A 25,386-nucleotide genomic window follows, 5' to 3' on the forward strand; every position below is an offset into this window, starting at 1 on the left:
GGACGCGCGCCAAAGCCCGCGCCACCGCAACTCTCGATCACCAGCTTGTCGCCCGTGTCCAGTTTCACAGCAGATCGCGGGCCGAGTGGTTCCGTCGTGCCGTCGGCGCGCAAGAGACGCGCAGCGGAAGGTTTCGGCGCACCACCCCCGCCGGATCCATCTGGGACGCGCTGGAACCGCTCCCCCGGATCGAGACCGAGATGCCATCGGCCAGTGCAAGATATGTTCGCCGAACGCCGTCACCGCCATTGTGCAGGCCCTCCCCGCCGGAACCGCGCCGACGCTCCGACGACAGGACCCGCAAAGGCAGGTCCGCCTCGATGATTTCAACGGGCGTGTTGCGGGCATTGCCCACATCGGTCGAGACCGCATGCGCGCCTGCGCCATCGGGACCGCCACCGGCACCCCCTGCGATGATCTCGGTCGCGAGGAACCGTTGGCCATCCGCCCCCATCCCCGAGAACGCGATGACATAGGCCATCCCGCAATTTGCCGCCGGGCGACCCGCAGGGTCAATCTGCGCCAAGGCCGCAAGGACGGTTGAGGTGATCGCACGCACCATATTGGTGCGCGCATTGACCGGCGCGGGTGTGGCGGCGTTGACGACGCTTGCCTCCGGCAGCACCAGATGGAGGCAACGCAGGATACCGCCGTTGCGCAATGCCGTGGGGCCAAGCAGCGTGATCGCAGCATAGAACACCGCCGATAGCGGGCCGGAGGCGACGCAGTTGATCGGCGCGTCGACCTGCGCGGAGGAGCCGGTGAAATCCACGACCATACCATCCGCCGAGATCATCAAGGCAACGCAAACATCTAACCGCCCGAGAGTCGCATCCGGATCAAGGCCGTCAACCGCGCGCACTTCATCCCCCGACAACGCCCCGAAGGCGGCGCGGGTTTCCACTTCGGCGGCATCGAGTAGTTCTGCGGTCGCCTCAACAAACCCACCGACACCCAAATCATCAATGATGCGCATCCAGCCTTGCACGGCAGAACGCGCGGCGGCGACCTGCGCGTCCAGATCGGCCAGAACGACCCCCGGGACGCGGCTGTTGGCGGTGACAAGATCGCGGACCTCTTGCGACAGCACATGGTCGGTTCCCGCCCGCATCGGGGGCAGGCGCAACCCCTCCTGAAAGATCTCAGTCGCATCAGGCGGCACCGATCCGGGCCGCATGCCGCCAATGTCCTGATGATGCAGCAGGCTTGCCGTGAACCCGATCAGTTGGCCCTTGGCGAAGACAGGCAGGATCACGGCGATATCAGGCAGATGGGTGCCGCCTGAGAACGGATCGTTGGCGATGTAAACCTCACCCTCGCGCATTGTGTCCGGGGGGTAGCAGGCAAGCAACGCCGTCATTTGGCCGGGCAACGCCCCAAGCAGCAGGGGGATGGCATCGGACATGGCGAGAAGTTCGCCCGATGCCGTGAACAGGGCCGAGGCGCAATCCGCCGCCTCCCGCGCGACGGGCGACACGGCCGTGTCCAGAAGCATGCGCTGCATGGTTTCCGCCAACCCGTCGAGGCGCAGTTGCAGAATACGGTTTGCCGTGCTCATGAGGCCCTCCTCTCCAGCCGATACCCGCCCGATACCGGGACGGCGTGCCATCCGTCCGGACAGATCGGCAGGTCAGCCTCCCCCGGTGTCAGAGCCGACGCCAGCGCGCCGGTTGTCTCAAACGACCGCGCGCATAGCAGTGTCACATATCCCGGCCCCTGCGGCGCGATTCCGTAGCGGCTGCGGTAGGTCTCTTGATAGGTCTGCGCCAATCGCTCCGGCGCGGCGCGGTCAAACGTGACGTCCATATGTGGCATCCTAGGGCGGGGAGAGATGCGGGCTATCAGCTCGATTGAGGATTGATGATCCGGCACCGGTACAAGCTCAGCCGTGCTGGTGCGCGCGAAACCCACCAACATCGTTGACGTCACATCGGTCAACGACGCATCGACGCGACGCCGGATCTCAGCCTGCCTTGGCGCGCGCGCCAGACCGACGGCACCCGCAAACATCGACAGATGCGGTATCAGGACGTGGCTGAGGCCCAGCGCCTCCGCAAGACCCGTGGCCAGATACGCACCCGCCCCTCCCGTCACGACAAGACTCGCGCGGGTCGGATCGACATTGCGCCGGGTGGCATGGCGCGTGATTGCCTGGGCCAGATGCCGGTGCACAAGATCAAGGAGATGCGCCGCCTCGGTCGCCGTACAGTCGGTGTCACCCGCCATCCACCCAGCGGCAATCAGGGCGTCGTCCAGCATATACTCCACCTGCCCCGGAACCATCTGGGTGCCGCCCACCGGCAGGCTTTCCATATCCACCCGTGCACCACGCACCGGAATCCCGGCCAGCATTCCGCTATCGGTCAGGGCCGGAGCGCCCTGCCGGACAAGGGCCAGATCGGAGGTTTTTGACCCTATATCGATCGAAATCGCGGTCGCTTGCCCGCCATCGATCACAGCCGCGGCCCCCCGGATTGAGGCCGCGGGTCCGCCGGCCATCAGCCGCACCAATGATCCGGTGAATTCCGTCAGCACCCCACGCCCATCGCCCCAAGCCCAACACCCGGCAAATCCCTTGGCCGCAAAACGATCCCTCAGCATAATCAGATCCGGCAGCACCGTGACTCGCAGCCAGCTATCGAGCACCGTGGAGACGAGACGCTCGAACTCCCGTGGCCGAGGATCGACCAGATGGGACAGGCTGATGGACAGATCGGGCAACCGCGCCCTCAGGATCGATGCGACGGCGTGTTCGTGCCGACCATTTTGGTGGGCATGCAGCAGACAAATCGCGACTGTGGACACGCCGCTTTCCGAAAGGGCTTCAGCGATCCGTGCAACCTCGGCCTCGTCGACCGCCTGAATTTCTTCGCCCTGCGCATCCATGCGGGCAGAGACGCCGGAAGTTGCGCCATCGTCGATCAGATGTACGGGCGTCGCGACACGTGTCACCGGGTCGTACAATCCGACCCGGTCCTGACGGCCAAGCACCGCGATATCCTCAAACCCCGCTGTCGTGATGAGACCGACCCCAACCCCGGGCCCGTCCTGCAGTGTTTGCGCGTGATGCAAGTGATTGAGAAAACCCGTCGATGCGATCCGCACCTCCGACAGCTGCTCTGGCGTAAGGTCAAGCTTGGCCAACCCCGCCAGTGCGGTGTCCCATAGCGCATCGCCCAAAGGCTGCTTGCACCTGCGCACGCCGTCCGACCCCCACGCGATCATGTCGATGAACCGCGCCCCTATATCGATCGCCAGATGCGTCACGGATCGCCAATCTCAAACGCGACAGCGCGCGACAGGGTGTGAAATTCGGTATCCTGCGTGTCGTCGCCGCGGAACATCATCGACACGAACTGCATGTCGATCTCAAGCGCGATGATGCCCTGATGCCAGATACCCCTTTTGTACACGACGCCCTGTCCGGCCCTGGCCACGAAGGCACGAACCGGCCCCTCGGGCCCATCGGGCCAGACGGCAACCATCCAGCATGCATGAGCGCTTGACACGGACATCTGCGGCACAAACATCTGCGCGCTCAAGGGATGCCGCTCGATGCGCGTGCACACGACCGGCGATGCCTTTCCCGTAACCTCGTAGATGTCGATTTCGGCACGGGTCGCCGCATCTGTGTGGGTCAGGCATGAGGGCGTGTTGGTCAGGCGGACGGTGTTATCACGGATCAACCGGCTGGCTCCGATACCCGGCCCAAGCACTTGGCCGAACGGCGCGAAATCATCAGATGTCAGCGGCTCAGCACGAAGCCGGATTGGCGGCAGGCCTGAAGCAGATGTCATGCCGCCTCCCAGCTCTTCGGAAAATGCATATGTGATGCGGTCGCGAACAAGGTTGACTATTCGATCTCGCATGGCAAAAGGCAAACAAATATATCTCGCTCAGCCATCAGGGAAACTGATGAAGATCACGGTCCGCCAGATCCGCGCCTTTGCCGCCGTCGCCGAGTTGCAGAGCTTTACGGCAGCGGCGGAGCAGGTGAACCTGACGCAATCGGCTGTCAGCATGTTGGTGCGGCAACTTGAAGACACGCTGGGGCTGGCGTTGTTCGTCCGGACCGGGCGCGGCGTGATATTGACCGAATTCGGCGCCGAACTGCGCCCTATTTTCGCACGGGTCATGGCAGATCTTGATGGTGTGCAGGATGCGGCACAGGGTTTGCGGTCGCTTAGCAGTGGCACCCTGCGATTGGCCCTGACGCAAGTGCTGGCGGCGACGTGGCTGCCCGAGATTCTTGACATTTACCGGACCCGGCATCCCGGCATCACCCTGGAAATCATGGATTCCGTGGGCGACCGGATCGTGGATACCGTCGCCGCCAATGAGGCCGAGATCGGGATCGGACCCGCGCGCAGCCACCTGCCGGATGTCGAAAAATCACCCCTATGGAGCGTGCCAATCCGTCTGGTTACCGCGGCAGGCTCAGCGGCCAAGACCGAACACCCGCATCAGTGGATTCACTATTCTGATGAGTTCGACATTCTGTTGGAGCGCACCCTCAGACATCATAGCTGGACGAAAAATTGCGGATCGGTGCGTGTGCGCAGTCTGATCCCCGCGCTCGCGATGGTCGGCACCGGTAATTTCGCGACCGCCGCCCCCTCCTACGCAGAGGTGTTCGCCCCCAGTTCAAGGTCGCGTTCCATGATTTCGGCGACCCGCCGGTTGCGCAGGATTTCATGGTCTACTTTCGGTCGGATCACGCCCTGTCGCCTGCAGCCTCTGCCTTCCAGGACATCGCGAAGACGCATGTGCCACCGGGGGCGGTGCCGCTGTGACGGCAACCATCTAGGGTCAGGACCCTAGAGCAGAACAAAACGATTTCACTCTAGGTCCCGGGCTCGGAGCGGGACAAGACGTATTGGCCGGGGCGCAGCTCAGGCCGCGCAGTCTTTGAAACAGAACGCCCAAAGGTCAGATGCACCGGCGTATCCGTCGCGGCGATCCCTGCGGCACTTGGGATCGGCCCCCATATCCGCAGGGCTGACCAGCCCAATTGGGTCTGCACATCCGTAAGACCTTGCCCCTTCTCAGGCGCCAGATGAACCGACACCATACCGGAGCCTTGCACGGCGGGGTCGGCGGGCAATCCGATCCCCCACAGGAAGGCCGGTTCGGCCAATCGGACCATCGGATCAAGCTGCCCCCCCTTGTCTGAGCCATCATCTTCCAGCCATCGCCAGGAGCCGTTTCCAAACACCTCCAGCGTGCCGCCAGATTGATGCAGCCACAAAGTCACCTCATCGATCAGACCGGCCTGACCTGCCCTGATGTTGAGCGGAACGGGGGCATCATCGGGCAAGTTCGGAAACACCGCCATCGGTGCATGGGACATCAGGACAAACGCGGAGCTGAAGCCGTTTCGCTCCATCATCTGGGACAGCGACACCATCAGCGGGAAGTACCCGTCGATGGTGTCCTCGAAGAGGCGGCCATTGACCGTTGTGATCTGGATCTGGCCCGGCGCCGTCATGGCCTAGAATAGCCCGAAATACTCTTGCTGCTCCCACTCGGACAGGGCCGAGATATAGCGATCCCATTCCGCGCGCTTCAAAGTCACGATGTAGTCCACGACGGCATCGCCCATGGCACTCCGCAAATAGGCACTGCTCCCGAATGCTTCGACCGCAGCGATCAGGCTGCGCGGAAGGGGCTCTGCTGCATCATTGTAAGGGTCTTCGCTGGCAGGTGGCGGGGTATCGCCACTTTGGATACCTTCCAGGCCCGACAGGATCTGGGCCGCGAAGGCGTAGTGGGGATTTGCCGATGTATCCGCCACCCGGTTCTCGACCCGCGACGCGGGATCACCGGCGGTCAGCAACGCACGCAGCATCGCGCCACGATTGTCCTGCCCCCATTGCACGGCATTCGGGGCAAGCTGGAACGGTTGGAACCGTTTGTAGCTGTTCACTGTGGGATTGGTCAGCAAGCAAAAGGCAGCGGCGTGTTTCAGGATCCCGGCGATCCAGCCGCTTGCGGGCGTGGTCAACTCCCCCGGCGTGTCGGGACAAAACAGCGCCTTGCCCGTGGCCTTATCAAGAAGCGATTGGTGGATATGCCAGCCATTCGCCACCGCGTTCGGCAGCACGGGCTTGGCCATGAAGCTCGCGTGCAGCCCGCGAATGTGACAGACCTCCTTGACCATCGTGCGGAACAGCACAAAGCGGTCGGCCTGGGTTACCGGGTCTGATGGCTCGAAGGTGAACTCGAACTGGCTTGGCCCCATTTCGATTTCCATCGACCGGGGGTGCAGCCCAAGACCCTCCGCCATGCGGCGCAGGTGATCGAGAAGATCCTCCACCTCCGCATAGCGCGTCTCGGTCAGATACTTATAGCCCTGCGTCAGGTTGCGGGTCTGAACCGGGGCAGGCGGCATGGTGGCTGCCGCGTGGCCAAGCGCGGGGTCCAGGCATTCGAACACCTGAAATTCCACCTCCAGCCCGAAAATCGCGCGGAACCCCGCCGCGTCCAGCTTGCCCACCGCATTGGCCAGAACCGCCCCGGAGGAAAAGGAAACCGGCGCGCCGGAGCGGTGGAACACATCGCATAGCAAGATCGCGGAATGGGGCGACCAGGGCAGTGGAAAGAACCGTGCCGGATCGGGCCGTAGGATGACATCGCCCGCGCCGCCAAAGGGTTGATCGGCGATGGAAAGCCCGCCGGTCCAAACCGGAAACACCGTTTTGTGCGCAGTGTCCTTCAACAGCAAGGTAGAGGGCACCCCGATACCGGATTTGAAGGCCGAGGCCAGCGCAGCAGCGACAATTGTCTTGCCGCGCAGAATACCGTGCTGATCTGAAAACAGGATGCGGACAGTCTCCAACCCCACCTCGGAAACCGAGGCCAGAACCTCCTCTGCGCGCTCTATATCGGCCACATCGTAGTGGCCCGCGCGGGTCAGGGCCTGCGCGAAATCTGTCGTGTTCCCCGCCATCTCAGACAGACGCATCCCACGGGCAATCCGCCCGGCGCGCAAGGTCGGCGGCATGGCTGGCCGATTGCCAATCCCCGGTTGAGGCAATCGCGTCGTTCGACAACGGCCCCCTGATGCGCGCGACATCGCCGCTGCCCCGCATCGGCAGGCTCTGCACGTCACCGTCCTGAACGCTCTTGATCGCTTGACGCAACATGCGCCTGTAGCGGATGATCGCGACATCACTGCGCCCAAGGTGTTCTTGCGTCCTGTCCTGAATAGCGCCCATCCCTTCAACTGCCCACTGGTCATGGACGTTGATATCAAGCCCCATGCCCGTATAGGTCACCGATGCCTGTTCCGCCGGGTCGTAGTGGTAATTGTTGCTGTGGTTCTTCAACGGCGCATAGTCGGGCAGCCGGTGTTCCAGCAGCCTTTGTTCGCGCATCCGCGTCTTGTCGATGGGGGTCTTGAAGCTGGTGAAAATCGTGAACCAATAGCAATGTTCATCATCAATCGGGACGTGCCATTGTGTGATCGTCATCTCGCGCGACATCGGAATACAGATCGCTTCGGGAAAGATCTGGTTGGTCACGCGCACATGGGTCAACGCGTTCTCCATATGGCGCAGCGCGGTGATCTTCAGGCCGTAATCGGTTTCATCGACCTTGATCTCGGGGCGCGGGTATTCGCGCAGGACCTGCGTCATCGGCATGTTGGTCTCTGCCGCCTTGTCGCGGAACTGTTTGCCGTAGCTGTCGGCGGGATCTTCATCCTCCAAGAAACGGTGCAGGAAGGAGGCATGGGCCGGGTCGATCCCAATCTCCAGCGCTTGCAGCCAATTGCACTCCCACAGGCCCTTGAACGCAAACACATGGGTATCGGGCGCGCGGAAACAGTCGAAACCTGGGAAGGCGGGAGGCTCATCGGGGCCGAGATAGGCGAAGACCACGCCCTTTTGCTCAAACACCGGGTAGCGCGGGCCGTCGGGTTTCACCACGATATCCGCGCTGTCGGGGTAATGAGCCGCGGCCTCGGACGGGTCCGCCTCTCGGGTCACGAGGCTCAGCGTTTCGTCACCGTCGCGGATAAGGGCCAAACGCTCCCCCAGCAGGTTGACCGGCACGGGAAACGACCCCTGCAGCTCATCGCTCAGCGCCGCAGGCTGCCAGTAGCGGCGCAGCACGCTGCCTGCCGCCGTGTCAGGGCCGATCCGGGTGATTTGATCATTAAGTTGCTGGCTAATCATTGGCGTTCACCTCCTGTGGCGCAACCTGTGCAAAGATCGCGCCGTCGACCTCACGGACCGGCACCATCGGCACCTTGATCTGCGTGTGCATTTTCGACCCCTCCGGCTCTGCTGGCTGTTCGACGCATTGTCCCGTCCGGTCAAAGTGCCAGCCATGAAAGGGGCAGCGTAATCCGTTATCCTCAAGCCGTCCAAAACAAAGATCCGCGCCGCGATGGGGGCAGTTGCGGCCGATCAGTCCCAGCTGGCCCTCATCATCCCGGAACAACACATAGCGATCACCGCCAAGCGAAACCGGCAAAACGGCGCGCTCGCCATCCAGATCGACGCTGGCCGCGATCGGCGTCCACCCGTTGCTGTCGACTGGCATATCGGTCCCCTCGGCCGTCGTCATCGCTTCTTGATCTTCTCCCATACGTTCGATATACGAACTAATGTTCCCTTATGGAACGTAAGGCACTTCGGAAAGCGGGTCAAGATGAACGCGAGCGACACGGCATCAACCTTCGTCAAAGGCCTCCGCGTTCTGGACAGTTTTGAGACAGGGCGCACTGACCTTACGATGGCCGAGATCGCCCGGCTTACCGAATTCGACCGTTCCACCGTCCGGCGCCTGTGTCTGGCCCTGGAAGAAGCAGGGTATCTGACGCGGCAAAATCAGACGTTCCGCCTGACCCCCAAGATTGTCGCCGTCGCCGGTGGTTACCTGACGTCCCACGCGATCGGGATGTCTATTCAACCTGTCCTCAATCAATTTGCAGAAGAACTTCGCGGCGAACTTGCCGTCTCTGTTATGGAAGGCACGCGGGCGGTTTATATCGCACGCTCGGCGGTGGCGTCTGCGCGCATGTCATTGGGCTTCTCCATCGGCAGCGCCCTGCCGCTTCTCCCGACTGCGGTCGGACGTATGTTATTGGCCGGGTATCCCGCCCCGCAGCGTGAGGACATCATTCAGGCCTGCCGGCTTTATCGCTACACCGACGCGACCGATATGGATCTGGCGTCCATTCGCGCAAAGGTGGAAGCTGCGGCACAGCATGGCTACGTCCTGTCGACCAGCGAATTCGAACAGGGCGCTTCAGGAATTGCCGTTCCCATCCGCAATATCGGAGAAACGCAGGCCGTCCTGTCAACGACCGCCTCTGTTGACCACTTCAGAAAGGAGGAAGAGGTCGATCGGGTTCTCGACATCCTCCGGCGCACAGCCATGAGCCTGAGAGCGTAGTGCGATGCATGAGGCGTGGATACTAAAGCAGGAGGATTTTCCAACCTACTCCGCTGCCTGACATCTGGGATCATCAAACCATATGGTTCTCAATCCTTGCGATGCAGGCTCAGACGAAGCAGGGGAAAATAGGCCACCGCTTTCAAAACAACCCAAAGGTTGTGCCTCACGGCGAGTGAATGCCTTTGGACCTGTAGCGTTTTTGTGCCGCCCCAAGTGCTCATTTAGCCTAGGGATGAGCGTCAGGCAGATGAGCGGGAGCGCTGAAATGGCTGATTGAAAATGGACAAGATTCAAGCTTGACATGAGCGCAAAAGAATATTTTTCTACACCAGAAACCCTAATACACCAGCGTGAATTTAGGGACGCGAGCATTCAGCATAATACTGAGCCAGCCCAATCCCAGGAATTGTGGTGAAAATGCAAGATACGCGTATTAATTATAGATATTTCGACGACCATCGTTACTATGAAAGCCCTGGGTCGCATACCAAGCACATCCAGTATGATCCAAAGCTCGTAAAAAGATACCCGATGTCCAGCGGTGGCGAGTTTTGGGCAGATGCCGATACAAGTCGGATCGCTACGTCTGATCCAAACCTCTACATTCAGTTAGTACATATGACCGCCGGGGGCACTCCGAGGTATTTCATGTACGTTTTCATTGATGGTCTGCGAATTCAGTTTTCACTTAAAGATGGCGAACCTTACGGTTTTATGCCCAGAACGGAAGGCAAGAAGACAATTTGGAATATTGAAGATATTGGCTTTCCATTGAGGTTTTGCACAAACATCTCGGACCGAATTCATAACGTAGACCGCCCTTACGAAGAGCGATATCAAATTTTGACCAATGCCTCAAAATTCAAGAGCCGCGAGCAGCAAGACAGAGCATGTAACTTTGTTCAAGAAGCCCTGTCAAAATACGACAGCCCATCACTAAACAGACAACTTTATGGGCATGAAACGGAAGCGATTGTGATCTTTTCTGAAGATTTGGAGATCAAAATGAAAAATGGGTATTTTGTCGGTGGCTGATTATTCACATGTGGATTTTTCTGATCTGAATTCAGTTTTACAAGAGGTCGCGCAGGCCAACTCTAGCGGCGTTGCATTGACCCAGGATTTTTTCAATCAGGCCGTTAACGGTCTGTCATCTTCAATTGACGCGGGATCGACAGGCCTGTTCTCCAGCCCGATCAGTGACAGCGCTAGCGGTTTGTTGGATAGCCTTGTTAGAGATGGAGGGCCATACAGTCATATTCAACTCACGGAAGCGGCTGAATTTCTTAGCACCCAAGCCGTTGCAGACGCTATCCAAGACACCATTGGTGCCCATGGTTCCCTGAACGACTACACGGACGTTGGCTCGGCTATAAATGGTCGAAGCGATGCATCGCTTTTTGGCCAGGTTTCGCAGAACTACGCGGCTTCGGTATCCGGAGATGTTTACGCGGTTATTCCCAACGGTTCTATGGACAGCGCATTTGGACAAGTTGAGCTTGAGGCTCTGCTAAATAATCCGGATGTCACATCGATCAACGGGATTTCTGTAAGTGAATTACACGGAGTGCTTGATTCCGGAGACATGTCGTCGGTGTTCGATGCAGTTCAGGGTGCGTATCCTGACAGTGTTAGTTTCTTGCTCGCGGATGCTGCTACATCTGGACACATAACGCCGGATTCTTTGGATTCATATTTTAACGAATCCGGTATTTCTACAAATGGTAACTTCTTTTATGAATCGGCCCAGGAGACCATCGACTATGCAAATACGAATGGACTTCCACTATCCTCCTTTGCAGGCGTTATGGTGGGTCTTGAGGTTTTGGATCGTATTGGGTTCGCAGGGGATGTCGCAGCAATCGGCCTCACCGCGTATCGCGTAAACGACCTCTTACAGAACGGCCAGCGAGATGAAGCAGAAACGCTCATCCAGGAATTTGTCGTGGACACATCCATTGGCGGTGCGCGTGTCGCCCGTGAACTGGACCGGATTGCCGAGTTGCGCGGGTATCCGTGCTTGGTGGTCTCAGACAACGGGACGGAGCTGACCTCCAACGCGATGCTGAAGTGGCAAGAGGATCGCAAGGTCGGCTGGCACTACATCGCGCCAGGCAAGCCCATGCAGAACGGCCTCGTCGAAAGCTTCAACGGTCGGATGCGCGAAGAATGTTTGAACGAACACTTGTTCCCGTCGCTCCGCAATGCCTGCCACTTAATTGCGGCATGGCGAAACGACTACAATCACAACCGCCCACATTCGAGCCTCGACGGGCTCATCCCGTGGGAGTATCACCAACGGTCAAGCGAGGACCAAAACCTGAACAGAGCTAACTGAAAAACGCGGGCTCACAGGGGAGCAGGTCAAACAGTGTGACTGCCGGGACAACCCGGAGATACGTTTCGTCAACATGCCAGTTCAGGCCAACCCACTGGCGGCGCCTTTCAATACCATTGGCTATCTGGGGTCCGAACTTACGCACCCAACGATAGAGAGTTGATCGGTCAACATACACGCCGCGCTCGGCAAGCAAATCAGCCGTATCCTGATAAGAAAGGGAATAGCGAAGGTACATACGAACCGCACAAAGAATAATGACGGCTGGAAAACGGTGGCGCTTGAAGGGATGCTTACGGGTCATTGTGGGCCTCTTTCCTCACCACCTGATCCAATAGACCGTTTTATGAAAAAGTCCCGGCCTTATCATTATTTGTATACAAAATATATTCTTTGCACTCAAAAGTACCCTTAAGAATACACTCCTAACCTGCGTCCTGCCGCCTGATCTTGATACGGCGGATGATTTCGGCATCACGCTGCATCCTGAACGTCCCGGGATCGCGTTGGGTCCAATCATAGAACCCGTGCCCCGATTCCATGCCCAGATGGCCCTGTTCATAAAGCTCCCCCACAGGCGTATCGCCCGGATCCATGACATTCGACAAATCTGCCCAGACGGCCTTTGCGGCGGCTGAATTGATCAGGTCCAGCCCGGCCAGATCAGCATGTTCAAAAGCCCCCATCGCGGGCAGACGCGAGGCATAGCCAACCTTCAGAATGGTGTCACATGCCTCTGCCGTGACCAGCCCCTGCCCCACAAGCGAGGCAAATTCACGTAACACCGCATGCTGTATCCGGGCCCAAAGGAACCCGGGGATATCCGGGCACAGCACCGGGGTCTTTCCCGTATCGGTCAGAAGCCGGGTTACAAATTCGGTTACTCCGGCGGCAGTCTGTTGTCCCGGAACCACTTCAACCAGTTCCACAAGATGCGCAGGCTGCGCGTAATGGGCGACGCAAAACCGGTCAGGCCGGGCGAGAGAGGACTGGATTTCAGTCGCGCTAAGCGCCGACGTGGTGGAAGACAGCACAGCATCTGATGCGGCATGGGTTTCTGCGGCGCCAAGCAGGCTTTGTTTCACGGCAATGTCTTCTGCAACGGCTTCGATCACAAACCCTGCGTCGCAAACCGCCTCTTCCAGATCAGATGTCGCCTTGATCCGCGACAGGACCAACGGCCGGTTGCCCGGCTCTGCCAATCCCGCCTCGGCCAGGAAATCAAAGGCCGCGCCAACCCGGTCCATCGCATCGGGCAATGCCTCTGCCCGGCGGCCCCACAGACGAATATCAAAGCCGCCAAGCGCCAGAGACAGCGCAATCTGCGCCCCCATCGTGCCGGAGCCCAGCACCGCCGCCATTGGCATGCCGCTAACCTGCATGGACCCAGCCACCGCTCTCCTGGCGAATCCTGCCTGCGGCTTCAAACGCTTTCAGGCTTGCATCAATGCTGACCAGCGCGCGCCATTCGCGCACCTTTTCAAACTCGTCACAGACCAGATCGCGCAATTCGGCAAAACCGATCCCGGGTTTGGCCTTGATATTGCGCAACATGCTGTCTTCGATCCCGTCAACCCGGGCCCGGCAATTGTCGATCAACTCAAACGTATCGGCGCCGGTGCGTGGCTCTTCATGGGCAAAGATCACGGTTTGCACATCCCGCTCGCGAATGAAGGCTTCGATCCGGTCGAAAGTGGCCCGCATCACGGCGGGGTCTTCATAAAGATACAACACCGGATTGAAGACCGGCAAAAGCGGGTCGGCGATCACCAAGGTCTGGGTGGAATGTTCAAAAAAGCCGATTTCAGACATCGAATGACCCAGACATTCGACCACTTCCAGCTTCACGCCCCCGCCCAGATCAATGATATCGCCATCGGCGACAAAACTGTCCAGCGGGCCTTCGTTCGGGGCCATCCAGTCCAGATATTCCACGTTCAGATCAAAATCTTCACCTTCCGGGAAAGCATGTACAATCGTCTTGGCATTCAGCATGTTATCGGCCACGCGGTCGGCCCGGCCCTTATGTCCGATGATCGTGCAGCCGGTCTGTTCTTTCAGGGGGCCGTTATTGCCCACATGGTCCATATGTTCATGGGTGATCAGCAACAGGTCGAGATCAGATTTGGCATATCCAAGTTCCTCGAACCCCTGTTCGAGCGAGGGATATCCGGCGTAAAGGCCACTGTCGATCAGGGCCAGTTTCTCGGCCCCTTTGACAAAGAAGACACGGGTCGCGGTCTTGCCCTCATGATCCCCCGGCAGCCCCATGCTGACGGTCGCAAACGGCCCGTTGCGGTAGCTGATAACACTCTTCTCGCTCATTGCTTCCTCATGTTCCCGACCAGACCGGGTCTCTTTTTCCCACGAATGCGTCGATGCCTTCCTTGGCATCATCGGTGGCATAAAGCGCGCCAAGAACACGCTGTTCGAATGTCAGCCCGGCGCTTAGCGGCATCTCGACCCCGTCATCTATAACCCGCTTGCCCTCGCTGAGCGCCACAGGCGCCTGTGCGACCAGCATTTCCGCCATGTCACGCGCCCGTGGCAGCAGCGCATCAGCCTCCAGCACCTCAAGGGCAGCACCATAGTCCACAGCCTCCGATGCGGTGATGAACCGGCCCGACAGCAGGATTTCCTTGGCCCGCATCCTGCCCACCAGTTTGGGCAGGCGCTGTGTGCCGCCGCCACCGGGCAGCAGCCCCAGCTTGATCTCGGGCAGGCCCAGTTTTGCGCATTCTGCTACAAGAATGAAATCGCAGCACAGTGCCAGTTCGAACCCACCCCCAAGCGCATAGCCATTCACCGCGCAGATGGTGATTTGCGGCAGGACGGCAATGGCATCAAAGGTCTGCCGCGACCGGCGCTGAAACGCGTCGAACACGGCCTGGGAGGCGCCATGATAGCCGGTGATATCGGCCCCGGCGACAAACCCCTTGCCCGTGCCCGTCAGGATCAGCGCGCGGCACTCCGTATCGGCGGAAAGTTCCGTGATATAGGCACCAAGCGCCTCCATAATCTCGAAATTGAGCGCACCCAGCGCCTCTTCACGGTCCACGCGCAATTCATGGATCGCCCCTTTGCGGGTCAGCACAAGATTGGGGTGAAGGCGCGTCTCGCTCATCCAATCGCGCCTTTCTCTTTCAGCGCGCTACAGCGTGCACCCCCGATCAGTTCCTGCAAAACCTCATCGGTATGCTGCCCCACAAGCGGTGCCGGGTCCTTGCGTGTGGCGGGCGTGCCGGTCAGGGTGATCGGGCAGGCAATCGCCTTCACCACCCCTGCCTCGGGATGATCCAGATCGACCAGCAGGTCAGACCCGGTTTCCACCAGTTCATCCATCGCTTCCCGGCTGTCGCGTACCGGCGCGCACCAGACATCCGCTGATTGCAGCAGTTTCAACAATGCCGCCGTGGTCATTTTTGCGCTATGGCCATCAATCCGCAGTTTCAGCACATCGCGGTCGCGAAACCCGTGCATCCCGGCAATGCCGGGATCGTCCAGCAAAATGGCCAGCTTGTCCAACGGACACATCGCAATCGCGACATAGCCATCAGATGTCGGGTGCGGGCCATAAGGCGCATCATTCCAGGGCGTTGCAACACCGGCGCTGGAGCGTTCCAACGTCAGATCCTGATTGAGAACCGCGAAGTTTTCCTGCGCCATCAGGTTCAGGGTTGCTGAATAAAGGTCAACCTCCACCCGCTGCCCAAGCCCGTGCCGGGCGCGGGCCAGAAGGGCCGCCAGAATGCCGGAAACCATCGCCTGGCTGGCCGCGAAATCGGCAATCGGCGTGCCACAGGCCGTGGGCTGATCCGTGGCCCGCCCGGTATTATACATCACACCGGACATGGCCTGGATCAGCAAATCCTGCCCCGGCCAGTTCTGCTTGGCCAGTTCCGAGTTTTGGCCCCAGCCCGACCCGCTGGCATAGATGATATCGGGTTTGACGGCTTTGAAATCCTCATATCCAAGGCCAAGCCGGTCCATCACGCCGGCCCGGAAATTCTCGGTCACCACGTCAAAATCCTTGACGATCTCCAGCAGAAGCGCACGCCCATCGGGATGTTTCAGATCAACCGCGACAGAGCGTTTGTTGCGATTGAAAGAATGGAAGGCCGCGGAATCCCTGCCGACAAATTCACCAAGCATCGGCATCTTGCGCATCCATTCGCCAACGCCCGGGCGTTCAACCTTCACCACATCGGCGCCCAGATCGGCCAGAGTCTGCGTGCATAGCGGGCCCAGCATCATCTGGGTGAAATCCAGCACGCGCACACCATCAAGCGCATCCGGCGTCATTGCAGCAGTCATGAGGTTGCCCTTCTCTTCTTCCCGCATCCGCCCGCGAATCGTGGAAATACGCCCAAATCTCTATTATGGTAAATCGATTTACCAACTCAGGCAACATGATTTACCATCCAGTTGCACCCGCCCGACAGATGGCTATTCTTCCTCTCCGAACAGGGGGCGTTTTCATGAGCAGCAACGCAGACATCGCCCGTGCCGCCGGGGTTTCACCGGCAATCGTCAGCCGCATCGTAAACGGCGACAAAACCCTGCGTGTGAGCAAGGAAACACGTGAACGGGTGCTGCGGCTGATTGAGGAAATGGATTATGCGCCGAATGTGGCGGCCCGGAACCTCAAATCGGCCAAAACGGGTGTGATCGCCCTTGTTGTCCATGATCTGACAAATTCGATCTATGCCGAAATCATCGCCGGGGCGCATCAGGCAGCCATGGGGTTCGGCAAGACCATTCTGGTGGGAGAGGCAAATTCGGATGCTTTTGGCAGGTCGCATCTGGAAACGCTGGTGGCAGGCCGCGGGGTCGATGGGCTGATCCTGCAAGGCGCTGATACAAGGCTTGACAAGACTCTGGCGCGCGCCGCGCGCAACAATGTGCCGACCGTGTTCCTGCAATCCGGCGACCCGGACAAGGCAATGATCATCCATCTTGATGATGTGGAGGCCGGGCGTATGGCCACCACCCATCTGACGGATCTGGGTCATCGCAGGATCGGCTTTATCGGGGTGGATGACAGGCTTCAGTTCTCAAAGGGCCGCAAGACCGGATGGGAACAGGGCCTGCGCGCAGCGGGCATCGCCCCCGATACCGGATGGGACACAATTGGTGGCAATCAGTTCGATGAGGGGGCCGAGGCAATCTCTCGCCTGCTTGGCAAAACACCCGATCTGAGCGCGGTTGTGGTCTCAAGCTTTGTGGGTGCGATCGGGGTGCTGGCAAAGCTTCAGGATAGCGGAAAGACCGTGCCGCATGATTTTTCCGTCATCGCCATCCACGACACGCCGCTGGCCGATTACCTGCGCCCCGCATTGACCGTGATCCGCATGCCCCTGCGCGCCTTGGGTATCCGCGCGGTAGAGGAGATCTGCGCCGCCACCCCGGCCAGATCGGGCATGGTGGTGGTTGATCAGATTGCGCCGCAGATCATCCTCAGATCCAGCACAGCCGCACCAAAAGCGCGATAAAGCATCGGCACAGAATTCTGCAACCTGCCCGCATGACAGCGGAGGGCATTCCCCGAACTAAGGGGTCATGCGGGCGAGGTGCCAGAACGGTGACCGGTCCTGCGGCGCGCGCCTTGCCAAAACGCGCGCGGTCTTGGGTGTCAGGAAAGCCGCGCTTTCGCCGCCGGGGCGATGGCCACCAGCACCCGGTCAATCAGAAACACCGTGACAAGCGTCAGCCCGGCAAGCGGGAAAACAATCGCCAGAACCAGCCCGACCATCATCGCGCCACGCCATAACGGTATGTTCCTTGGCAAAGGCGGCGCAACAATCCGCCATGCCCCGGCGGGGCGCCGCATCCACCACATCACGATTCCGCTGACACAAAGAAACACAACCGACAGGCAGAACACCGTGTTCAGCACCAGGTTCCACAATCCCATATCGCCTTCGTGAAACGCGATGCCGACCGCCATGCCTTTGCCGTATATCGAGTAATCGGCAAATCGCACATCCGCCAGGATACGCCCGGTATACTGATCAATGTGAACGGTCCGGTCCGAGGTCGGGTCAGAGCTGTCATTGCTCATCGAATCCCGGGCAATCGTCCAGACGCCTGTCTCGTCACGGGGCATGTCCAGCTGGAACCGATGATCGAAACCAATGCTGCGCGCAAAGGCAACCACGCTGTCAATGGTGACCGGCATGCCCGGGGCAAGCCCCTCAACACCCGCCTGCGAACCCGAGGCAGGCATCGGTGTCTGCTCCAGTGCCCAGGGCACTTCCAGCGCATCCCCGTGGTTCATATCCGCATGGGTCAGATCTGACAGGGGTGCGCCCCATTTCTCTGCCGGAAATGTGCTCCAGGCCTGCACGAATTTGCCACCCCAGACACCGGCCCATGACAGGCCAGACACCAGAAAGACCGCCAGCAAAAGCGCGCTCCAGACACCGATTGTGGCATGCATTGATTTCCACCACCGGCGGCCCCTGGCACGCAGTTGCGGCACCAGTGCCTGCGACAACCGGGTGCCCCGCGGCCACCAGAGGTATAGCCCCGTGGCGATCAGAACCATCCCAAGCGAGGCCGCAATCTCGATCAGAAAATCGCCCGTGCTGCCAAGCAGAAGCTCACCATGAATATCCGCAACAAAATCATACAGCGCATCCCGCCGTGGGGCGACAGACAGGACATCGCCGCGATACGGGTCCACCGCCACCATCAACGCCTGATCGGCCACATCCATACGGAACACCGCCGCCAGATCATCAGAGCGTGGCGCCATATAACGCACCAGCACTCCATCCGGGACGGCCTGTTGCGCAGCCTCGGCCTGCGCCGAAACCGCAAGTGTGGTATCCAGTGGTATCACAGTGATCTTCTCACCATCGCGGCCGACGATAACCGCCGCGTAAAGCATGATAAGCCCTGTCACCGCGAGCATGATCAGAAACGGGACGACATACAGCCCGGCGTAGAAATGCCATCGCCATGCGGTTGAATAGAATCTGGCGCGCGCGCCAGTGGTTGCCGGCCCCGTATCGGGGCGGATTTGATCGGTCAAAGCCATTATAGGTCCTCTGATTTACATATTGTCTGTGAAAAATCAGAGGTGCTGCGGCGGCCCCCGTACAGGCGGCCCTGGCCGCACGCCAAAATAAGGGACCGTGACATCCGGTTGCCACAGGGCAAGCCGGGAAAATTCTGTCTTCCGGAAAACCGCATTGTCATCTGCGGCCATGTCAATTGACTGCGCATGGGCGGCCCATGCGCATCTGCTGTCTTCCGCCTCGACAGGCTCACCATCAGGCCCAAGGACGATGGTCGCCGTGTCGCCACCCGAACAGATGACAATGACCATCCCGCCCTCGGTGCGCACAGGCATCAGGCCGGGCGCGACAAGACTGCTGAGAATGAAAGGCAGAACAAACAGCCAGGACATCAAGATTAAGCCCCTTGCCCTGCGAACAGGTGATATGGCGCGAGCTTGGCTCATCCGAGGCCTGTCTCGACTTTCTTGATTTGCCACATCACTTCGGGGTTCCCGGAACAGGTGCATCTGACCCTACAGACAGGGTTCCACGTATCAAGGTCAATCCCCGGCGGGTCCGAAATGCGGGAGGATCAATCATCCGCAACGATACCGCTGATAAGGTTTTCGCCCGATAACCGCTCAGGCAGGGATCGGATATCCGCCGGATGCACCCCTTTGGCAAGGCCAAGCAACCCTGCGGCCATGCGGCGTGCGGCCTCCTGCGCCTGGGCCATTGTCACCGCGCGAAACCGCACGGTCCCGCCGGGCAAGGTCTGCGCCAGACGGCCAAGATCAGCAGAGATTACGGTGGCGATCTTGGGATATCCGCCCGTGGTCTGGGCATCCCGCATCAGCACAATCGGCTGCCCGTCGCCGGGCACCTGAACGCTGCCCGGCACCACCCCGTCGGAGACGATGTTATGCCCGCCAGGATGGCAAAGCGATGCCCCCGACAGGCGTTGACCCATGCGATCCGATTGCGGGCTGACCGTGTAAGGGGATGACAGAAACCTGTTCAGCGCGCCCTGTTCAAATTCACCGTCCTGAGGCCCCGGCACCACACGAAACGGGCCGCCCTTGCCATTGATACCCCCCAGCGCCGTCGCATCCCCTGCCAGTTCCGGTTCATTGGAGTCAGAGGCGGAACATGTCAGGATATCCCCCGCCGTCAGCGCGACGCCTCCGATGCCGGAGCGTATATGCGCCGAACGGCTGCCCATCGCCAAAGGCGAGGTAAGGCCGCCCCGGATCGCAAGATAGCCATAAACCCCGCCCCGGATCGGCGACACCTCAAGCACCGCCCCCGCCGGTGCATAGGCGGAATGGTGGGTCAGCACCTTCTGCCCGTCGATGCAGAGGGACAGCCCCGGCCCGGCCACCGCCACAAGCACACCCGCCTCCCCGACACGAAACCGCCCGCCGATCAGGGTGAATTCAATCGCGGCTGCAAAGGGTCCGTTGCCAACCAGAAGATTGGCGGCAGCCAAGGCTGATCTGTCCATCGCACCTGCTGTCGGCACGCCATAGCGGCGGTGACCAAGCCGCCCGGCATCCTGCACGCTTGTGCCGGGCCCGCAGTCCAGAACGGTCAGATCGGTCACCGGGTCATCTCCGTGATCACCAATTGGCCTTTTGCCGCCGCCGCATCCAGCCTGTCCCATTCGCCGGCATCAATCGGGGCAAAGGAAATGCGGTCCCCCGGGGCGAACAGGGCCTGCGGCTTGCGGTCCTGAACAAAAGGCCGCGCCGGGGTCCGGCCCAGCATATGCCACCCGCTTGGCCCTGAGACGCTGCCGATCGCAGTCTGTGCACCGCCGATCGAGATTGAGGATGCGGCCACCTGCAGGCGCGGCTCCTCCCGCCTTGGGATCGCAAGCCGGGGATCAAGACCGCTGAGATATGAGAAGCCGGGCAGAAACCCGATCATCGCAATCGTATATGAGCCAGCGGAATGCCGCGTGACCAGTTCTGCCGGGGTCAGCCCGCAGGCCTTGGCCGCAGCTTCAAGATCCGGCCCAAAACTGCCGCCATAGACAACCGGCACCTGCCAGCTGTGCCCGGGCCTCGCGGTGACAGCCACGGGCCGGGCGGCCAGCGCCTGCAATGTCTGTTGCAATCCCTCCATATCCACCGTCACCGGGTCGATATGAACCGTAAGGGAGCGATAGGTGGGCACGGTTTCGACAATGCCGGGTATGAACATCCCAGTAATCGCGGCTTCCAGCGCCAGAACGCGGGCATTGGACAGCGGGTCAATCTCTGTGCCGAATTCGACTGTGAGCGCTGTATCCCCCATCGCCAGGAGTTTTGCGGTCTTATACGCGGCTTTTGTCTGCGTATCCGTCTCCATAGGCACATCCCTCAGGCAAAATCCGGGCACAGCCGGTCAATCACGATCTGTGCGACGGCCAGTCCGGTACGATCCATCGCCTCAACCGTGGCCCCGCCCATATGCGGTGTCAGATACAGGTTCGGGCAGGTTAGAAGCGGGCTGTCTGTATCTGGCGGCTCGGGCTGGAACACGTCAAGCCCGGCGGCGCGCAGATGCCCTGACCGCAGGGCCGCAACCAGCGCTGTGTCATCAATCAGCGCACCGCGTGCGGTGTTGATCAGAATGGCCCCGGCTTTCATCTGCCCGATAAGGGTCGCATCGAACCGGGGGGACCGCCCCGGAACACCATGCAGTGACACCACATCGGCAGTGGCGCAAATCTGTTCAACTGTGCCCACAGGAATGCAGCCCGCCTGTGTCAGCGCCGCCGCATCCGCATGGACCGACAGAACAAGCACCTGCATGCCAAGCGCCCGCGCCATCCCGGCCAGACGCTGCGCGACATGGCCATAGCCGACAAGGCCCAGGGTCCGGCCCGACAGCTCAACCGGGTGATGCCGGTCGCGAAAGTCAAAATCATCGGAGCGGACAGCCTGATCCGACGCCGGGATGGCCCGGGCGCAGGACAAGATCAGGCCAAGGGCATGTTCGGCAACCGATTGCGCATTTGTCCCCGGCGTATTGCACAGGGCGATGCCGCGGGCCTCTGCCATGGCGTGATCCACCCGATCCGTGCCGGTGCCGTGAACCGCGATCACCTCAAGTTTCGGGGCCGCAGCAATCGCTTCTGCCGGAAAACCCCAGTTGCGGGTGATCACCGCCCGTGCATGGGCCAGTGAAACGCGCATCTGATCCAGGTCCGGGGCGGGGGCCACATGTACATCAAGCCCCGCCTTCCGCAACGCCACCACACCACATGCGGCAATCGGCTGGACCACAACGCAATCTGTCATTCCGATAACTGCGGCGGGTCCAGACACAGGGCCGAAACAACCTCTGCCGCAATGGCAAAATCGCTGATCTCCATATGCTCGTCAGGGTTATGGCTGCCGTTGCGGTTGCGGATGAACACCATGCCCGTGGGCACACCCATCTGGGCAAAGACAGCCGCATCATGGCCTGCCCCGCATGGCATGATGCGAGTCGGCACCCGCAACATGCGCGCTGCATTTTCAAACCCCGCCACGATCCCGGGATGCATCCGCGCAGGCGTGGACCCGCTTGGCGCACCGGGTTCGAACCGGACACCCATTTCGGTCTCGATGGCCTGAAACCGGGCCTCCACCTCGCGGCGCAGCCGTGCAAGCGTGTCGGGGCTGGCGCTGCGCAGATCAAGCGAGAACGACACCTTGCCCGGGACTTTGCTGAAGGCAGCCTCATCGGCATCGGTGTTGAACTGGCCGATGGTCACGGTCATATCCTCCCCCTCTGCATCCAAGTCCTTCCACAACGCGTTCAGCCGGACAACCAGCGCCGAAACAGCCACCACCGCATCCTGTCGCGAGGAACGCCCCGTCGCCCCCGAATGGGCATATGTGCCAAAGCAGCGGGCGTGGCGATAGCGAAAACTGCCGCGAATACCGGTGACGATACCAATCGGCAGGTTCTGTTCAAGCAGCACCGGGCCCTGTTCGATATGCGGTTCCAGAAACATGCCAATCGCCGCAGGATCAAGATAGGCCGCACCCTGCCGAAGACTGGCGGTATCACCGCCCGCCGCCGCGATGGCCGCGCCCAGGGTTGATCGGTCACCCGCACGCAGCACATCGTCCAGTTCCTCTGCGGCAAGCTGACCAAAAGCCGCCCGGCTGCCGATATAGGATGCCCCGAACCAGGTGCTTTCCTCGGCCCGGATCGCGACAAGAACGATATCACAGGGCGGCACGACGCCGGCGCTGCAAAAGCCTGCGATCACAGACAATCCCAGCAACACACCCGCCGCGCCGTCGAAATTGCCGCCCAGGGGAACGGAATCAAGATGCGACCCGATATAGATCGGCTTGCCCCGCCCCCGGCCCGGCAGCGTCATGTAAAGATTGCAGGCCGCGTCGGTCTGAATGCTCAGATCCAGCTTTGCGGCCTCGCGTTTGAGAATGTCATGGGCCAGTTGCTCCCCCATTCCATAGGAGGCGCGGGTCACCCCCCGGCTTGCCGCCGTGCGCAGGCGCAGTTCCTCGAATATCCGGGCGGCCAGGTCGATATCCGGCACAGCCGTGTTCTGACGGGGCTCAGCCGGGATTTGATTCATGATTTTACCAATCGTGCAACAATACTGGCGCGGACTTTATCAAGATGGGTGCGCATCGCCGCTGCGGCGTCATCCCCGCGTCTGGAATTCAGCGCATCTATGATCGCAAGATGTTCGCGACAGGTATCTTCAAGCCGTTCGGGCAGCCGCTTGAGATCGAAGATCTGCGTCTGCCGGCGCAGCATGCGGATGATCGAAGACAATTGCTGGTTTCCCGCAGCATCGGCAATCAGCCCGTGCAACTGTTCGTCAACCCCGCGCACTTCGTCCCGTTCTATCCGCGCCTGCCCGGTGGCGGCCCGTTCCACAAGCTGCTTCAAGGTTGCGGCCAGATCGTCAAGCGCGCCCTCTTCCAGATCCATGGCCGCCATACGCGCAACCTCGGGTTCCAGAAACGTGCGTATCTGAAGCGCATCCATGTAATCCTCGATCCGCATCTGCTTGATCTGAAGGCCGCGCTTGCCTTGCCGCACAAGAAGCCCCTCCCCCTCCAGCATCAGCAATGCATCACGCACCGGCGTGCGCGACATATCAAGATGCTCGGCCAGCCTGCGTTCATTCAGCAGATCGCCCGGCTGCGCCTCCCCCGAAAGGATCAGGTCAAGCACCTTCTCATAGGCCTGCAATGCAAGCCTCTTGTCGGTTTCCTTCAGCATGCACTCCCTCTCTTCGGCGTGCCTGTCGCACAATCGCTCAAACTATCAGACTGTCTTATTGGCCCATTTTGCGAGCAATGCACAGAAGTGGATTAGCATAACATGAAAAGGCATTCCAGTGGTTGACGACTGGTATACCAAACTTTAGTCTTTATTATTATGACACCGGAAGAATCCCAACTCACGACCTCGCCATGACCGGAGAACAGATGCGATGATCCAGCCCGGCGCCTTTCTGCCATTTTCGCGGGAAGAACATGAAGATCGCCAATCCCGGCTGCGTGCCGAGCTGAAACGCCGCAACGTGGATGCGATGCTGGTTTTTGCCCAGGAAAGCCATTTCTGGCTGACCGGCTATGACACCGGGGGCTTTGTCTTCTTCCAATGTGCCGTTGTCACCGCTGATGACAGGCCGATTGTCCTGCTGACGCGGCGCCCTGATCTGCTTCAGGCACGTCAGACCAGCACCATCGAGGATATCCGCATCTGGTGGGACGCCGAAGATGCCAACCCCGCACAGGATCTCAAAAGCATCCTGTCGGAACTGGGCCTTGAAGGCGGCAGGATTGCTGTGGAACTGAACACCCACGGGCTGACCGGCTGGAACCTGTGGCGCCTTCAGGGGGCGCTTGACGGGTTCTGCACCCTTGAAAATGACGATCACCTGATCCGGCGCATGCGGCTTGTGAAATCACCGGCCGAGCTGGAATATATGCGCACGGCGGGGGATATTCTTGATGCCTCGCTTCTGGATGTCATTGATATCGCCCGCCCCGGCATAACCGATGCGCAGGTCAAGGCGGCCTATATCGCCTCGGTCCTCGGGCGCGGCGGGGATATGCCCCCCAATGACCCGATCTTCAATTCCGGGCCACGTGCGGTTTATGGCCGTGGCGTTTCCTTCCCGCGTCAGATCCTGGCGCAGGATCAGCTTCTGGTTGAATATCCGGTCGCCTACCGCCGGTATAATGTCAAAACCGAATGGATGATCCTGTTTGGCAAGGTCGCCGATGCGCAGCGCAAGATGTATGATGTTGCGCGGGAAACCCTGCATAAGATGACCGAGATTGCCCGCCCCGGCACAACCCTGGGCGAAATATTCGACTGCCATGCCGACGGGCTGGATGCGGGCGGGTATGGGCAGCACCGGTACGGGGCCACGGGATATTCGGTTGGCGGAACCTTCGCACCGACCAGCATGGATGTGCCGCCGATGATCTATTCGGGCAATCCGATGCAATGTGAACCGGGCATGACCCTGTTTTATCATGTGATGCTGGGCGACAGCGACAGCGGATACGCCATGGGCGTCGGCCATACCCTGCTGGTGACCGAAGGCGCGCCGGATATTCTGACCTCATTGCCCGATGATCTGACCGTTGTGACCTGACATTCAAGGCA

23 protein-coding genes and 2 pseudogenes are annotated in these 25,386 nt (G+C 60.2%); 6 read left to right on the top strand and 19 right to left on the bottom strand.

Translation table 11 applies throughout. The features are described 5' to 3' along the window. Nucleotides 1-64: 64 nt before the first annotated feature. The 3 genes from E2K80_RS11810 to E2K80_RS11820 are packed head-to-tail and all read right to left on the bottom strand — an operon-like array spanning nucleotide 65 to nucleotide 3,797. Nucleotides 65-1,558, bottom strand: coding sequence for a hydantoinase B/oxoprolinase family protein (locus tag E2K80_RS11810; RefSeq protein ID WP_168193177.1), 1,494 nt, complete (start codon nucleotides 1,556-1,558; stop codon nucleotides 65-67). After that, nucleotides 1,555-3,267 carry a hydantoinase/oxoprolinase N-terminal domain-containing protein gene (locus tag E2K80_RS11815; protein WP_135375189.1) on the bottom strand — a complete coding sequence of 571 codons (1,713 nt, stop codon included), beginning with the start codon at nucleotides 3,265-3,267 and terminating at the stop codon, nucleotides 1,555-1,557. Before E2K80_RS11815 ends, E2K80_RS11810 begins: the two co-directional genes overlap by 4 nt. Continuing rightward, entirely contained in the window at nucleotides 3,264-3,797 is a 534-nt protein-coding gene (locus tag E2K80_RS11820) for an ureidoglycolate lyase (RefSeq protein WP_168193178.1), read from the bottom strand. The genes E2K80_RS11815 and E2K80_RS11820 overlap by 4 nt, the downstream gene beginning before the upstream one ends. Nucleotides 3,798-3,915: 118 nt before the next feature. Here E2K80_RS11820 and E2K80_RS11825 point away from each other — a divergent pair, with 118 nt between their 5' ends. Then, complete coding sequence (locus E2K80_RS11825) at nucleotides 3,916-4,821, top strand: LysR family transcriptional regulator (protein WP_168193179.1); 906 nt, start codon at nucleotides 3,916-3,918, stop codon at nucleotides 4,819-4,821. A 22-nt stretch (nucleotides 4,822-4,843) separates the two neighbouring features. Here the strand turns inward: E2K80_RS11825 and E2K80_RS11830 are convergent, their stop codons facing one another. From E2K80_RS11830 to E2K80_RS11845, 4 genes are read right to left on the bottom strand one after another with little or no spacing between them, the layout of a single operon-like run. Continuing rightward, entirely contained in the window at nucleotides 4,844-5,488 is a 645-nt protein-coding gene (locus E2K80_RS11830; protein WP_135375192.1) for a hypothetical protein, read from the bottom strand. 3 nt (nucleotides 5,489-5,491) lie between these two features. Continuing rightward, the gene (locus E2K80_RS11835; protein ID WP_238475514.1) at nucleotides 5,492-7,003 is read right to left on the bottom strand and encodes a glutamine synthetase family protein; all 1,512 of its coding nucleotides are present in this window, start codon (nucleotides 7,001-7,003) and stop codon (nucleotides 5,492-5,494) included. Next, the gene (locus tag E2K80_RS11840; protein ID WP_135375193.1) at nucleotides 6,951-8,177 is read right to left on the bottom strand and encodes an aromatic ring-hydroxylating dioxygenase subunit alpha; all 1,227 of its coding nucleotides are present in this window, start codon (nucleotides 8,175-8,177) and stop codon (nucleotides 6,951-6,953) included. The genes E2K80_RS11835 and E2K80_RS11840 overlap by 53 nt, the downstream gene beginning before the upstream one ends. Further along, nucleotides 8,170-8,547: a Rieske 2Fe-2S domain-containing protein gene (locus E2K80_RS11845; RefSeq protein ID WP_238475515.1), complete on the bottom strand. Its 378-nt coding sequence runs from the start codon at nucleotides 8,545-8,547 to the stop codon at nucleotides 8,170-8,172. The genes E2K80_RS11840 and E2K80_RS11845 overlap by 8 nt, the downstream gene beginning before the upstream one ends. Nucleotides 8,548-8,655: 108 nt before the next feature. On the opposite strand from E2K80_RS11845, the gene E2K80_RS11850 reads away from it, so the two are divergent. From E2K80_RS11850 to E2K80_RS11860, 3 genes and pseudogenes are all read left to right on the top strand, one after another. Continuing rightward, nucleotides 8,656-9,402 (top strand): IclR family transcriptional regulator domain-containing protein, encoded by a 747-nt coding sequence (locus E2K80_RS11850; RefSeq protein ID WP_135375195.1) that lies wholly within the window; start codon nucleotides 8,656-8,658, stop codon nucleotides 9,400-9,402. Nucleotides 9,403-9,816: 414 nt separating this feature from the next. Continuing rightward, a complete protein-coding gene (locus tag E2K80_RS11855) occupies nucleotides 9,817-10,440 on the top strand; it encodes a hypothetical protein (protein ID WP_135375196.1) in 624 nt (207 codons plus the stop codon). A gap of 907 nt (nucleotides 10,441-11,347) precedes the next feature. Next, nucleotides 11,348-11,743, top strand: a pseudogene (locus E2K80_RS11860) (integrase core domain-containing protein); the annotation flags it as partial. Nucleotides 11,744-11,792: 49 nt separating this feature from the next. On the opposite strand, the pseudogene E2K80_RS11865 reads toward E2K80_RS11860, so the two are convergent. The 5 genes and pseudogenes from E2K80_RS11865 to E2K80_RS11885 all read right to left on the bottom strand — a co-directional run. After that, a pseudogene (locus E2K80_RS11865) lies at nucleotides 11,793-12,047 on the bottom strand (IS6 family transposase); the annotation flags it as partial. A gap of 121 nt (nucleotides 12,048-12,168) precedes the next feature. Next, nucleotides 12,169-13,125 carry a 3-hydroxyacyl-CoA dehydrogenase family protein gene (locus tag E2K80_RS11870; RefSeq protein ID WP_238475516.1) on the bottom strand — a complete coding sequence of 319 codons (957 nt, stop codon included), beginning with the start codon at nucleotides 13,123-13,125 and terminating at the stop codon, nucleotides 12,169-12,171. Beyond that, entirely contained in the window at nucleotides 13,115-14,068 is a 954-nt protein-coding gene (locus E2K80_RS11875) for an MBL fold metallo-hydrolase (RefSeq protein ID WP_238475517.1), read from the bottom strand. The genes E2K80_RS11870 and E2K80_RS11875 overlap by 11 nt, the downstream gene beginning before the upstream one ends. Nucleotides 14,069-14,075: 7 nt before the next feature. Further along, nucleotides 14,076-14,867 carry an enoyl-CoA hydratase/isomerase family protein gene (locus E2K80_RS11880; RefSeq protein ID WP_135375198.1) on the bottom strand — a complete coding sequence of 264 codons (792 nt, stop codon included), beginning with the start codon at nucleotides 14,865-14,867 and terminating at the stop codon, nucleotides 14,076-14,078. Then, a complete protein-coding gene (locus tag E2K80_RS11885; RefSeq protein WP_135375199.1) occupies nucleotides 14,864-16,057 on the bottom strand; it encodes a CaiB/BaiF CoA transferase family protein in 1,194 nt (397 codons plus the stop codon). Before E2K80_RS11885 ends, E2K80_RS11880 begins: the two co-directional genes overlap by 4 nt. 164 nt (nucleotides 16,058-16,221) lie before the next feature. Between E2K80_RS11885 and E2K80_RS11890 the strand changes: the two genes are divergently transcribed. After that, nucleotides 16,222-17,235: a LacI family DNA-binding transcriptional regulator gene (locus tag E2K80_RS11890; protein ID WP_135375200.1), complete on the top strand. Its 1,014-nt coding sequence runs from the start codon at nucleotides 16,222-16,224 to the stop codon at nucleotides 17,233-17,235. A gap of 140 nt (nucleotides 17,236-17,375) precedes the next feature. On the opposite strand, the gene E2K80_RS11895 is transcribed toward E2K80_RS11890, so the two are convergent. From E2K80_RS11895 to E2K80_RS11925, 7 genes are all read right to left on the bottom strand, one after another. Then, nucleotides 17,376-18,785, bottom strand: coding sequence for a PepSY-associated TM helix domain-containing protein (locus E2K80_RS11895; protein WP_135375201.1), 1,410 nt, complete (start codon nucleotides 18,783-18,785; stop codon nucleotides 17,376-17,378). A 36-nt stretch (nucleotides 18,786-18,821) separates the two neighbouring features. Further along, complete coding sequence (locus E2K80_RS11900) at nucleotides 18,822-19,157, bottom strand: hypothetical protein (RefSeq protein WP_135375202.1); 336 nt, start codon at nucleotides 19,155-19,157, stop codon at nucleotides 18,822-18,824. Nucleotides 19,158-19,339: 182 nt separating this feature from the next. Then, entirely contained in the window at nucleotides 19,340-20,350 is a 1,011-nt protein-coding gene (locus tag E2K80_RS11905; RefSeq protein WP_168193180.1) for a biotin-dependent carboxyltransferase family protein, read from the bottom strand. Beyond that, nucleotides 20,347-21,099, bottom strand: coding sequence for a 5-oxoprolinase subunit PxpB (pxpB, locus tag E2K80_RS11910; RefSeq protein ID WP_135375204.1), 753 nt, complete (start codon nucleotides 21,097-21,099; stop codon nucleotides 20,347-20,349). The genes E2K80_RS11905 and pxpB overlap by 4 nt, the downstream gene beginning before the upstream one ends. Before the next feature lie 11 nt (nucleotides 21,100-21,110). Further along, entirely contained in the window at nucleotides 21,111-22,034 is a 924-nt protein-coding gene (locus tag E2K80_RS11915; RefSeq protein ID WP_135375205.1) for a hydroxyacid dehydrogenase, read from the bottom strand. Next, the gene (locus tag E2K80_RS11920; protein ID WP_135375206.1) at nucleotides 22,031-23,329 is read right to left on the bottom strand and encodes a hydantoinase/carbamoylase family amidase; all 1,299 of its coding nucleotides are present in this window, start codon (nucleotides 23,327-23,329) and stop codon (nucleotides 22,031-22,033) included. Before E2K80_RS11920 ends, E2K80_RS11915 begins: the two co-directional genes overlap by 4 nt. After that, nucleotides 23,326-23,985 carry a GntR family transcriptional regulator gene (locus tag E2K80_RS11925; RefSeq protein ID WP_135375207.1) on the bottom strand — a complete coding sequence of 220 codons (660 nt, stop codon included), beginning with the start codon at nucleotides 23,983-23,985 and terminating at the stop codon, nucleotides 23,326-23,328. Before E2K80_RS11925 ends, E2K80_RS11920 begins: the two co-directional genes overlap by 4 nt. A gap of 214 nt (nucleotides 23,986-24,199) precedes the next feature. Between E2K80_RS11925 and E2K80_RS11930 the strand changes: the two genes are divergently transcribed. Beyond that, complete coding sequence (locus E2K80_RS11930; RefSeq protein ID WP_135375208.1) at nucleotides 24,200-25,375, top strand: M24 family metallopeptidase; 1,176 nt, start codon at nucleotides 24,200-24,202, stop codon at nucleotides 25,373-25,375. Nucleotides 25,376-25,386 lie beyond the last annotated feature (11 nt).

It is taken from the genome of Rhodophyticola sp. CCM32 (assembly GCF_004751985.1).
Taxonomy (GTDB): domain Bacteria; phylum Pseudomonadota; class Alphaproteobacteria; order Rhodobacterales; family Rhodobacteraceae; genus Rhodophyticola.